The organism is Secundilactobacillus silagincola (assembly GCF_002583405.1).
Lineage (GTDB): Bacteria > Bacillota > Bacilli > Lactobacillales > Lactobacillaceae > Secundilactobacillus > Secundilactobacillus silagincola.
The window spans coordinates 136,476-147,886 of the sequence record NZ_BCMJ01000005.1 but is presented as its reverse complement, the minus strand read 5'-3'; the positions used below and the strand labels follow the sequence as shown (position 1 = coordinate 147,886).

Annotated in this window: 12 protein-coding genes; 11 read left to right on the top strand and 1 reads right to left on the bottom strand. The window is 42.0% G+C overall.

Annotation, left to right across the window (positions count from 1 at the left end):
• The first annotated feature begins 179 nt into the window (after positions 1-179).
• From CES82_RS07670 to holA, 9 genes are all read left to right on the top strand, one after another.
• Positions 180-1,388, top strand: a complete 1,209-nt coding sequence (locus CES82_RS07670) for an FtsW/RodA/SpoVE family cell cycle protein (RefSeq protein ID WP_098825079.1) — start codon at positions 180-182, stop codon at positions 1,386-1,388.
• The gene (locus CES82_RS07665; protein WP_098825077.1) at positions 1,388-1,672 is read left to right on the top strand and encodes a YlbG family protein; all 285 of its coding nucleotides are present in this window, start codon (positions 1,388-1,390) and stop codon (positions 1,670-1,672) included. The genes CES82_RS07670 and CES82_RS07665 overlap by 1 nt, the downstream gene beginning before the upstream one ends.
• Complete coding sequence (gene rsmD, locus CES82_RS07660) at positions 1,672-2,238, top strand: 16S rRNA (guanine(966)-N(2))-methyltransferase RsmD (RefSeq protein WP_098825075.1); 567 nt, start codon at positions 1,672-1,674, stop codon at positions 2,236-2,238. The genes CES82_RS07665 and rsmD overlap by 1 nt, the downstream gene beginning before the upstream one ends.
• The gene (gene coaD / locus CES82_RS07655) at positions 2,235-2,717 is read left to right on the top strand and encodes a pantetheine-phosphate adenylyltransferase (RefSeq protein WP_098825073.1); all 483 of its coding nucleotides are present in this window, start codon (positions 2,235-2,237) and stop codon (positions 2,715-2,717) included. Before rsmD ends, coaD begins: the two co-directional genes overlap by 4 nt.
• A gap of 1 nt (position 2,718) precedes the next feature.
• The gene (locus CES82_RS07650; protein WP_098825071.1) at positions 2,719-3,768 is read left to right on the top strand and encodes a SepM family pheromone-processing serine protease; all 1,050 of its coding nucleotides are present in this window, start codon (positions 2,719-2,721) and stop codon (positions 3,766-3,768) included.
• 271 nt (positions 3,769-4,039) lie between these two features.
• Positions 4,040-4,705, top strand: a complete 666-nt coding sequence (locus CES82_RS07645; protein WP_098825070.1) for a helix-hairpin-helix domain-containing protein — start codon at positions 4,040-4,042, stop codon at positions 4,703-4,705.
• Between the two features lie 65 nt (positions 4,706-4,770).
• Positions 4,771-5,259, top strand: a complete 489-nt coding sequence (locus CES82_RS07640; protein ID WP_098825068.1) for a ComE operon protein 2 — start codon at positions 4,771-4,773, stop codon at positions 5,257-5,259.
• Positions 5,231-7,495 carry a DNA internalization-related competence protein ComEC/Rec2 gene (locus CES82_RS07635; protein WP_098825066.1) on the top strand — a complete coding sequence of 755 codons (2,265 nt, stop codon included), beginning with the start codon at positions 5,231-5,233 and terminating at the stop codon, positions 7,493-7,495. Before CES82_RS07640 ends, CES82_RS07635 begins: the two co-directional genes overlap by 29 nt.
• Complete coding sequence (holA, locus tag CES82_RS07630; protein ID WP_439959052.1) at positions 7,492-8,520, top strand: DNA polymerase III subunit delta; 1,029 nt, start codon at positions 7,492-7,494, stop codon at positions 8,518-8,520. The genes CES82_RS07635 and holA overlap by 4 nt, the downstream gene beginning before the upstream one ends.
• A 59-nt stretch (positions 8,521-8,579) precedes the next feature.
• Here holA and rpsT read toward each other — a convergent pair whose 3' ends face one another.
• Positions 8,580-8,843 carry a 30S ribosomal protein S20 gene (rpsT, locus tag CES82_RS07625; protein ID WP_089088523.1) on the bottom strand — a complete coding sequence of 88 codons (264 nt, stop codon included), beginning with the start codon at positions 8,841-8,843 and terminating at the stop codon, positions 8,580-8,582.
• A gap of 269 nt (positions 8,844-9,112) precedes the next feature.
• Between rpsT and rpsO the strand changes: the two genes are divergently transcribed.
• Both rpsO and CES82_RS07615 read left to right on the top strand, forming a co-directional pair.
• Positions 9,113-9,382, top strand: coding sequence for a 30S ribosomal protein S15 (gene rpsO, locus CES82_RS07620; RefSeq protein ID WP_098825064.1), 270 nt, complete (start codon positions 9,113-9,115; stop codon positions 9,380-9,382).
• A gap of 232 nt (positions 9,383-9,614) precedes the next feature.
• A complete protein-coding gene (locus CES82_RS07615; RefSeq protein WP_098825062.1) occupies positions 9,615-11,351 on the top strand; it encodes a ribonuclease J in 1,737 nt (578 codons plus the stop codon).
• Positions 11,352-11,411 lie beyond the last annotated feature (60 nt).

Genomic DNA, 11,411 nt, shown 5'->3' with positions numbered 1-11,411 from the left:
AGAGTCCTTTGACAATGTGAAAGTGAGCCTGAACCGGTATAAATCACAAACTTATTTCTGCATAATTAGCTGGTAAAATGTTAAAGGTTTTCCACGGTTTTACATCAAAACCGGCCAATATGCTATAATCAAGTGAGTTTATTTAAGAAATTTAGTGGAGTAGTTTGGGGATTTTTTAGATGCAGAATTTGCGAAAATTGAAGGTTTCAAAAATAAGAAATGCCTTCGATGTCAAGAAATTAAAAGATTTGGATTATTGGTTATTTATACCTTACTTGATTCTATGTGGAATCGGTGTGGTGATGGTTTATTCAGCGAGTTCGAACGTGGCTGTACAAATGGGTTCGACACCTATCAGTTACCTTTTTAAACAATTGGTTTTTGTGATTATCGGTCTTTTTATTGCCCTGTTTATGCTAATGATACCGCATGATTTTTTCAAAAACGGAATCTTTCTTATTATCTTGTATATTGTATTGATTCTTGCTTTACTGGCGCTGTTAGTCATTGGTAAAACTGTCAATGGGGCAGCTGGCTGGTTTAGGCTTGGGCCGATTAGTGTCCAACCCGCCGAGTTAGTTAAAATTACGTTGATTCTTTTAATGGCTAAAACAGCAACCATGCCTGCTCAGATGGAAGATATTGTCAGTGGCCATTGGTGGCAAGGTATGTGGCTGCCTATTACCATGTGTGCTGCCATGATTGGTTTAGTCCTCATTCAACCCGACATGGGGAGTGCAGTGATCATTTCCGCGATTGTTTTTATGATGTGTTTGAGCAGCGGTTTTTCATTTAAAAAAAGTTATTTATATTTTGGTATGGCTGTCGCTTTTATCGCTTTTATTGCTTTTCCGATTGCCCTGAAGCTTTCGGAATCAGGGACCATTAAGTCTTATAAATTAGCACGGCTAGTTGCTTTCGTCGATCCGTTTGGTCATGCTAACGGCTCCGGCCAGCAACTGGTTAATTCGTACTACGCCTTAAGTAATGGCGGCTTATTCGGTGTTGGGCTGGGTAATTCAATTCAAAAGCGTGGCTACTTACCTGAACCGAACACCGACTTTATTATGGCGATTACGGGCGAAGAACTCGGCCTCATTGGGGTTGTTATTATTTTGATTCTATTAGGCATTATTATTTGGCAGACCATCCGCATTGGTATTAGGGCTACTGATCCATTTAATACGCTGGTTTGCTATGGTGTGGCGACGTATTTTGCCGTCCAAGCCTTTATCAATGTTGGTGGTGTGGTTGGTTGGCTGCCAATTACTGGTGTGACCTTCCCGTTTATTAGTTATGGGGGATCAAGTATTTTTTCGCTGACAATATCGTTAGGAATTATTTTAAATATAAGTGCGCAAGAGCGCAGAAAGAGGGGGTTAGCATAATGGACATTCAATCTCGAACCAATTTAGTCGTCTATGTGTCAAGCTTACGTCAAGTTCGGCAGCTTAAGCGCTACGGCCACCTTGAATATGTTTCTAAGCGGATGCGTTATGCCATTATCTACGTTAACGAGGACGAAGCAAAGGAAACCATTGGTCGTCTGAAACAATTGCGGTTTGTTAAGCGAATCATTGAGTCTCCTCGAAATGAATTAATGGATTTATTAGGCTTATCTGATGAACCTGAAGCAGAGGAAGATCAAATAAATTTTGAGGAGGATGAGTAATGCGTGTTGTTGCCGGAGAGTACGGTGGTCGGAGACTAAGAGCAGTCCCTGGGATGAAAACCCGACCTACTACGGATAAGGTGAAAGAAGCCGTATTCAACATTCTTGGACCTTATTTTGATGGTGGTCAAAGTTTGGACCTTTTCGCGGGTTCGGGCGGTTTGAGTATTGAGGGCGTGTCTCGAGGAATCGACCATGCTGTGTTGATTGATCGCCAAGGTGCTGCCATCAAAACTATTAATCAAAATATTGAAGTTACTAAAGAACCGGATAAATTTACGGTCATTAAACGGGATGCAGAAATTGCTTTAAAACAGCTTCAGGCACAGCATCAAAGTTTTGATCTGATTTATTTTGATCCACCTTATCGTGAGCAAAAAATTGTTAAAGAAATTCACGAGCTGATTGCCAGTCAGTTATTGAATCCAGACTGCCGAATCATGTGCGAAACGAATCAGGAAGCTGATTTGCCAGCTGAGATCGGTGCTTGCACACGAATCGTTGAAAAGTCCTATGGCATTACAAAAATTACGGTATACCGTTATCAGGAAGGTGATAATCAATGACAATTGCAGTTTATCCGGGTAGCTTTGATCCGCTTACCTTAGGCCACTTGAATATTATTGAACGTGCAAGTAAGCTGTTTGATCAGGTAATTGTAACGGTGGGAATCAACATCAGTAAAAGCATGTTATTCACTCCTGAGGAACGGGTAGCTTTAATTCAACAAAGTATTGCTCATCTGCCCAACGTAACGGTTCAAGCGGAAGATGGCCTAACGGTTCAATTTGTTAAAAAAGTGGGCGCCAGTGTGATTGTTCGCGGTCTCCGTGACCTAAGAGATTTATCGTATGAGTCGGACATCGCAAATATGAATCATTATTTGGATGATTCAATTGAATCGATTTTTCTCGTAACGGATCCGAAGTATAGCTTCATTTCTTCTTCTTTATTGAAAGAGGTACTTCATTTTAAGGGTGACATCTCCGAACTGGTTCCACCAGCGGTTGCTCAAGCTTTAAATCAAAAACAAAGGTCAGAATAGTATGAAAAAACAGACTCGTAAAAAGGTTCTTCAGTATGGCGTCAGCATTGTTTTAGCAATCCTGATTCTGATTGGTTTCTTATGGCCCATGCCAAAGTATATCGAATCTCCTGGATCGGCTGATAATCTAAAAACGTTTGTTAAAATCAAAAATCACCCTGATAAACGTCCGGGAAAGTTTATGATTACCTCGGTTAAATTGGCGCAGGCGCGGCCAGTTACATACTTGATGGCAAAGGTGTCACCGTATTCCACAATTGAGAGTGAACAGAGTGTTACTGGTGGTCAAAGTAACGATACATATGTAAAAATGCAGAATTTTTACATGCAGAGTGCCATCAACGAAGCTAAAGCGGTTGCGGTCAAGTCAGCACATAAAAAGGTCACCAAAAACTACCTGGGCATTTACGTCATGGATGTTCAGAAAAATTCCCGGTTTAAGCATCAACTTGCAGTAGGTGATACGATTACCAAGGTTGATGGTCATCATTTTGAAAATGCGTATGGTTTTCAAAAATACATTGCGAAAAAGTCGGTTGGTGATCGTCTACGGGTTCAGTACCAACACGATGGTAAACTGAAAACGGCCAGTGCACCGTTAATTAAACTTTCCAGCGGTAAAACGGGAATTGGGATTATTTTGACTGATAACGTTAAAATTAAAACTGATCCCGAAGTGAAAGTGGATCCTGGACAAATTGGTGGACCCTCTGGTGGACTAATGTTCAGTTTACAGATCTATGGTCAGTTGACTGGTCAAAACATCCGGCACGGGCAAAATATTGCGGGTACTGGAACCATTAATCCGGACGGAACAGTTGGTGAAATTGGTGGCATCGATAAAAAGATCGTTGCTGCTAAGAAAGCTGGTGCAACCATCTTCTTTGCACCGTATTTGAAACCGACTAAGGCTGTTTTGCAGCTGGAACCAGGACATGTAACTAATTATCAGCTAGCTAAAAAAACGGCGAAGAAAGTCGCACCTCATATGAAAGTGGTGCCAGTTTCAACCTTCAACCAAGCTGTGCAATATTTGAATACGCATCATTAGCGAGTGTGTGACGAAACTCGGTAGATTCTAGAATTTAACGTGAATAACCCCCATTCCGACGGTACTTTGTCGGGATGGGGGTTATTTGCGTTAAATGGTAAGAATCTGAATTTTGTCGCATGATTAGGTAATATTGACGCATTGAACCAAAGGATAGGCCTCACTCATCCTTGCTAAAAAAATGGATTGAAATACTTACAATATAGACTTATGGCACAACCCCTTTTGGTTTTTAGCCGTAGTTATGTTTAGAGAGAAGGGAGGGAGAAAAGTGGATAGGTTAAAGGAACTGCTAGAAAATAGTAACCGTCAGACTTGGATCATTATTGGTTTAAGTCTATCGACCATCATTGCTGTTAGCTTTTTACTATTGGGCAACCGACCAGTTTCTAACGCACAGCCAGAATTTACTTCACAATCGTTGATGTCTGATTCGGGGATGGCTTCGTCATCCAGTTCTGTGACAGCAACGAGTCAAACCAGTGTCAACACGACGATGTACGTGGACGTTAAGGGTGCGGTTAAGCAACCTGGGATGAAAAAGGTGGAGTCAACGATGCGTGTTATTGACGCCGTTCAGTTAGCTGGTGGTTTTGCTAGTAATGCGGATGAAAAACAGGTTAACTTGGCACAAAAATTGACGGATTCTCAAGTTGTTTATATTCCAAAACGCGGTGAGAAGGTGCCAACATCTGTAGCGGGGTCATCGGCAGCAAGTGGTGGTGCCAGCTCAGAAAGTGAGGCGCCACAAGTCAATTTGAACACTGCTGACTTAGCTGGACTGCAGCAATTAGATGGTGTCGGTGAGAAAAAAGCGGAAAAGATACTAGCTTATCGACAAGAACATGGCGGTTTCAAATCAGCTGATGAATTAAAAAACGTCAACGGCTTCGGCGACAAAACATTAGAACGACTAAAGCCTCAAATTACGGTTTAGCGTTATCATGTTCTAATAAAATTTGGTATACTTAACCAGATAATGAGATGATGGAGGCGGCCATTATGGCTAATAAAAGAATTCCTTGGGATCAATATTTTATGATGCAGTCAGTGTTACTAGCGAGTCGGAGTACCTGTAACCGGCTTTCGGTAGGTGCAACAATCGTTCGTGATCGTCGCATCATTGCTGGTGGATACAATGGTTCAGTTTCTGGTGACGTTCACTGTACTGACGAGGGCTGTTACCTAGTTGATGGACACTGTTTACGGACGATTCACGCTGAAATGAACGCCATTTTACAGTGTGCGAAGTTTGGTGAAGCCACTGATGGTGCTGAAATCTATGTGACAGATTTTCCTTGTCTACAGTGTACTAAGATGCTTTTACAGGCTGGCATTAATAAGATTTCATACCTGCATAACTACCATAATGACCCATATGCCATGTCGTTAATTAAGATGAAGGGTGTCGAGTTACATCAAGTGACCCTTGATTCCGAAGCAATTGAACGTGCTTCAGTTGATGCCTATCTGCAGGATCATCAATCATAATATTATTTGGTTAGCAATTCTAGCTGGCTGTTTAAGTGGCTGTTTCTTTGGCTTGGTTTGGCTGTCGGTAATTTTGACGCTTATTTGGGTGATCCGGATAATCTGTTTACGTGATCGACAGCTTTTAGTTTGGGCTGCATTAGTGCTGTTGATTTTTAGTGGCTTATTTTGGCGGACGCAGCGTTTGGAACAGGCGCGTACGTTGCCTGATCAAACTGGTGCCTCAGTGGAGCTGACGATTCAACCAGATGAATTACGGGTTGAAGAGGGTCGGCTGCAATTAAGTGGCCGGACAAGTGACGGGAAAACGATCCAGGGACAGTATTTTTCGGATGATCAAAGACTGCTTCAAAGTTTGCAAATTAAAAAAACGACCACCATGCTGGTCCACGGTGATATTTCACGTCCTCAACCAGCGACTAACGCCAATGAATTTGATTTTCGCCAGTATCAAGCCGATCAAGGAATTTTTAATACCATTAAAATTGATCGGTTGACGTCCGTATCGGCTTCTTCAGCAACTAATCCAATAGCGTGGTGGATCAATGCCTGTCATACATTACGTGCACGATTAGTTAATTACACCCAAACGTTGCCTCGCACGCTTCAGCTGTATGTTCAGGGGTTATTTTTAGGCTGGCGGGCAACTGATTTTTACGACTCGCTAAGTGCGGTAACGGATTTAGGCTTGATCCATTTATTCAGTATTTCTGGTTTTCACATCGTTTGGATCGTGGCTGTCGTAAGTTGGATTCTACGGCGCTTGGGGTTCACCCAAATGCCAATTTCAGCGTTTTTACTGCTACTGCTGCCGACTTACTACATCCTTGCTGGTTCTCAGGTAGGACTTTTACGTGCGGTTGTAGTGGTCGTTTTGGGGCTGTTAGCGGAGCTTTGCGGGTGGCGACTCACAGGTTTATCCACGTGGGGAATTAGTCTTCTGTTAGGTTTATTGGTTCAGCCAGCGTTATTGATACATTTAGGTGGTCAATTGAGCTATGGTTTGGCGTTTGGCCTTTTATTTACCAAGCAATTTGGCGTGTTGAAAACCACGATGATGTTAAATTTATTGAGCTTACCGCTGATTTTGTATCACATTTACCAGTGGCACGTGTTGACGATGTTTGTTAATTTACTTATTTTACCAATCTTTAGCGTCTGTATTTTTCCGCTGGTGTTGGTGGCAGGAATTGGCGGTCAGATGATACCTTGGTTAGCTGACGTAACGGAATGGCTGTTGCAGCTTTTCACCAATGGGTTAAATATGATTGATAGCTTACCTGGGATGATCGTATTTGGTAAGCCAACAGCTTGGGTCGTGGGCTTCTTGACAATTTTAACGCTGTTAGTGATGTCACAGCACTTTAAACGGCGGTTATGGGTGATACTGGGTGCGGCATATCTTGCCTGTTTTTTAGTGATTCATTTTCCAACGTCCGGAGAAGTGACCTTTTTTGATATTGGGCAGGGGGACAGCTTTTTAGTCCGTTCGCCATATAATCGGCAGATTACCATGATTGATACGGGTGGCCGGGTCAATTTTGGCGGTAAAAAAATCACCGGTCGCAGTCGAGCTCAGCGGATTAGTATCAATTATCTAAAGAGTCAGGGCATTTCCCACATTGATAATCTCTGCTTGTCGCATCAGGATTCTGACCATGTTGGCGACGTGGGTGATGTGCTTCAGGGGGTACATGTTAAGCGGTTATACGTGCCATTAGGAATGACCCAAAACCCGCAATTTATGAAGCGTATCCAGCCGTATATTCAGCACACTCAAATTATGCCGGTTCAGGCTGGTCAGCAGATTATTGGGACACCGCTCAACGTGGTTCATCCATTTAAACCAGGACTAGGAACCAATGAGGATTCAATGGTTTTAACTGGCCAAATGGGTGGTTTACGGTGGTTGTTCACCGGCGATTTAGATCAAGCAGGTGAGCGCGAGATTTTAACCCACTATCCAGCTTTACGGACAGACGTGTTAAAATTAGGACATCATGGCAGTAAAACGTCGACGAATCCAGAAGTTGTTAAACAGCTTCAGGCAAAAATCGGTATCATTTCTGCAGGCCGGAATAATCGGTATGGTCATCCTAATCAAGAGACGTTGACCACTCTGGCAGCTAATCATATACCTGCGTTTAATACTCAGGTTAACGGTATGATTCGCTATCGATGTACTAATCATGCTACGGGTCATTGGCAGACCTTTTTAAAGGAGAAATTATTTTGAATTACGAAACGGTAATGGCACAGCTCAATAAGGGAACCTCAAAACCGGTATACCTCATTACGGGTGATCAACCTTATTTGACGCAGCGACTAAAGCGGGCGTTCTTAAACCTAATTCCAGAATCTGAGCGAACAATGAATTACGCCACCTATGATATGGAATCAACACCACTTGCACAGGCTTTGGATGACGCTATGTCGGCCCCGTTTTTTGGCGAAAAGCGGCTGGTATTTGTTGAACGTGCTTATTTTTTGACTACGGAAAATCATCGGGGTAATAAGATCGATCACGATATTGATGGATTGATCAAATATTTAGAACACCCTGAACCAACGTCTGTTGTGGTATTCTTTGCGACTAATGGCAAACTAGATAGCCGTAAAAAAGTGGTTAAGACCATTAAAAAGGCCGCGGAAGTTATTAGTTTAGAAGCGGTGGGTGAAAGGCAGGTTCGCACGCTAGTCCAGCATAATCTTGAACAAGATCATTTTACCATTGAACCGGATGCACTTAACTTGTTACTTCAGCGTACCGGAACAGACCTATCGTTGATCATGAATGAATTACCGAAGTTGAAATTGGCTTCGGTGGAATCCAAACAAATCGATAAAACGGTGGTTGGAGAACTAGTTTCAAAGTCGCTGGATCAAAATGTTTTTGACTTGGTTAACGATGTGATGGGAAAACGGATTGAAGCAGCACTGAACCTGTATCGTCAACTGATTTTGACGAAGGAAGAACCGTTGCGAATCAATGCGGTGTTAGTCAGTCAGTTTAGATTGCTGATTCAAACGAAAATTTTAATGCGTAACGGTTATAGTCAGGGCAGTATTGCCTCGGCGTTAAAGGTCCATCCATACCGGGTTAAATTGGCCATGCAAAGTGTCCGACGCTTAGAATTAGCACATCTTCGTCAGGCTTATCTGGGTTTGATTCAAATCGAACGGTCTTTGAAGTCCACCAGTCAAGATCCGATGATGCTTTTCGAACTCTTTATGTTAAAGTATCTGGATGAAGTTGCTTAAAAAACAAACAAAAAAGGACCAGTTCGCAATTGAACTGATCCTTTAATATTTGGTTTAATTTAGGCGTTTGCTTTAGCTAAACGAGCAGCCATACGTGACTTGTCGCGGGAAGCTTTGTTAGTTTTGATTAAACCCTTTGAAGCAGCACGGTCAACGGCGCTAGAAGCAGCTTTGTATAACTCAGCTGCGTTATCGTCGTGGTTCGTAACAGCTTTTTCAAACTTCTTAACGGCTGTTCGCATACTGCTAAGCTGTGCAGAATTACGTTCGTTAGCTTTAACGTTCGTTTTTGCACGTTCGATCGCAGATTTGATAATTGGCAATGAATTCACCTCCACACTCATAAGCCAGATGGCTCTGTAATATTCAACGAATGTCATTATACAGAATAAAATCAACGATTGCAACAGTTCGCCATTAATTGTAAAGTAAAAGTACTTGATAAGGTGTTTAAGACAAAGCCTTGTTATTCTGTGCGATAACGGATATAATAGCAAAGGTTCTTAAATTGCCCTTACTTAGTTGACTGCGATCTCACTCACGGCAACTCAGTAACGGGTGGACAAATAAATTAAAGGTGGGAAAATTTTTCATGGCTATTACACAAGAAAAGAAAACCGAAATTATGAAGCAGTATGCTCGTCACGATGGCGACACTGGTTCAGCAGAAGTTCAAATCGCTGTTTTAACAGCAGACATTAACGAATTGAACAACCATATGAAGGTTCACAAGAAGGACTTCCATTCACAACGTGGTTTGATGAAGAAGATCGGTCACCGTCGTAACTTGTTAGCTTACTTACGTAAGACTGATATTCAACGTTACCGTGACTTAATCCAATCATTGGGTCTACGTCGTTAATTTTGATTATTTGGAGCTCTCCGTTTTGGAGGGCTTTTTTGTTATATCAATGACTTTTTTACTCGTACTAGCTTGGAATGTTACATAGTTGAATTAAGTGTGATAAACTGTAAACAGTTTGTAGTCGTGCCTAAATTTTTAGAATTTAGGAAAAATAAGCGTTCATGATCGTTAATAAGGTTTTATAATTGGCGATTTAGCGGAACCAGAACAACATATTTTGAGGTGAATTATGGACAAAGCAAAAGTAAAGATTATGCCATTAGGCGGTGTTCGCGAAAATGGCAAGAACATGTATATTGTAGATGTTAATGACAGTATTTACGTTTTAGACTGTGGTTTGAAGTATCCGGAAAACGAGTTACTCGGGATTGATATTGTGATTCCTGATTTCGGCTATTTGCGTGAAAACCAGGATCGAATCGTTGGGGTATTTCTAACCCATGGGCATGCTGATGCTATTGGCGCACTGCCTTATTTCTTAAAAGAATTTAAAGTGCCAGTTTTTGGGTCTGAAATGACCATTGAGTTGGCTAAATTAAACTGTCAATCTGATCCTAACGTGAAAGACTTTGATGATTTCCACGTGGTAGATGCCCAAACTGAGATTGATTTTGGCGATGTCACCGTTTCGTTCTTTAAAACCACACATTCAATTCCCGAATCTATGGGAATCGTGCTAAATACCAGTGCTGGCAGTGTTGTTTATACCGGTGATTTCAAGTTTGATCAAACGGCCGCATCTGGCTATCAGACAGACTACGCGCGTTTGGCTCAAATTGGTACTAACGGTGTACTTGCTTTATTGAGCGATTCAGCTAATGCTGAAAATCCTAGCGAAACGGCTAGTGAACTTGATATTGCCGAAAACGTGGTCGAAACGTTTAACTATGCTAAGAGCCGAATCATAGTCGCAAGTGTTGGCTCAAATATTTTACGGCTTCAGCAGGTTTTTGATGCTGCTGCTAAGACGGGACGCAAAGTTTATTTGACTGGCCGAGACATTGAGAAGATCGTTGATACCGCAATGCGGTTAAACAAGCTGGTTTTGCCACAAGATGATTTGCTCGTTTCCGAAGACCAGCTTGAAAAACTGCCAGCTGATCAAATCGTCATCATTCAAACCGGTAAGATGGGTGAACCAATTAAGGCTCTCCAGCGGATGGCAAACAAGCAGGAGAAGGGGCTTAGTATTGAAGAGGGTGACTTGGTTTTCATTACCACAACGCCTTCCCATGCTATGGAAACTAACGTTGCTAAAACCCGCGATATGATCTATCGTGCCGGTGGTGAAGTTAAAGCAATTTCGGATGATCTAAATTCATCGGGACACGCTAGCAAGCATGATCTTCAACTGCTGATTAATATTCTTCACCCTAAGTACTTAGTGCCAATTCAGGGTGAATATCGGTTGATGTCAGCACATCAAAGAGCTGCTGAAGAAGTTGGTATGACTTCAGACCAAATCTTTATGACTGCTAAGGGTGATCAGTTGGTCTACGATGGCAAAGACATGGTGCTGAGTGGCAGTGTTGAAGTCGGTAATACCATGATTGATGGCATTGGTGTTGGTGATATTGGTAACATTGTGTTGCGTGATCGCAAGGTGCTCTCTGAAGACGGTATCTTTGTTGCTGTGATTACCATTGATCATAAAAAGAAGCAAATCATTGGCGAACCCAAGATTACTTCCCGTGGTTTTGTATACGTTAAGGCGAACAAGGATCTGATGCATGAAAGTGCGGAGATCATTAAAAAAGCGGTGCAGACTAATTTAGATAACAAGGAGTTCGACTGGACACATTTGAAGCAAGATGTCCGTGAAAAGCTGAACCACTATCTGTTTGACCAAACTCGGCGTCACCCGGTCATTTTACCGGTTATCATGGAAGTTGATCCTCGGCGTCATAAACCGAAGAGTAAGCACAAAAAACAGGCTACGCAAAAGAATCATCAAGCTGAAAAATAAGGCGTTTAAATCTCGTATGTTTGTCTATCAACGTACGAGATTTTCGTTTAGTGGATTAAT

Bases quoted from the DNA above. Each gene is read 5' to 3' on its own strand.
- CES82_RS07635 (WP_098825066.1), top strand. From the start codon at position 5,231: ATGCCTATCTGCAGGATCATCAATCATAATATTATTTGGTTAGCAATT.
- CES82_RS07665 (WP_098825077.1), top strand. From the start codon at position 1,388: ATGGACATTCAATCTCGAACCAATTTAGTCGTCTATGTGTCAAGCTTA.
- CES82_RS07615 (WP_098825062.1), top strand. From the start codon at position 9,615: ATGGACAAAGCAAAAGTAAAGATTATGCCATTAGGCGGTGTTCGCGAA.
- coaD (WP_098825073.1), top strand. From the start codon at position 2,235: ATGACAATTGCAGTTTATCCGGGTAGCTTTGATCCGCTTACCTTAGGC.
- rsmD (WP_098825075.1), top strand. From the start codon at position 1,672: ATGCGTGTTGTTGCCGGAGAGTACGGTGGTCGGAGACTAAGAGCAGTC.
- CES82_RS07670 (WP_098825079.1), top strand. From the start codon at position 180: ATGCAGAATTTGCGAAAATTGAAGGTTTCAAAAATAAGAAATGCCTTC.
- CES82_RS07650 (WP_098825071.1), top strand. From the start codon at position 2,719: ATGAAAAAACAGACTCGTAAAAAGGTTCTTCAGTATGGCGTCAGCATT.
- rpsO (WP_098825064.1), top strand. From the start codon at position 9,113: ATGGCTATTACACAAGAAAAGAAAACCGAAATTATGAAGCAGTATGCT.
- CES82_RS07640 (WP_098825068.1), top strand. From the start codon at position 4,771: ATGGCTAATAAAAGAATTCCTTGGGATCAATATTTTATGATGCAGTCA.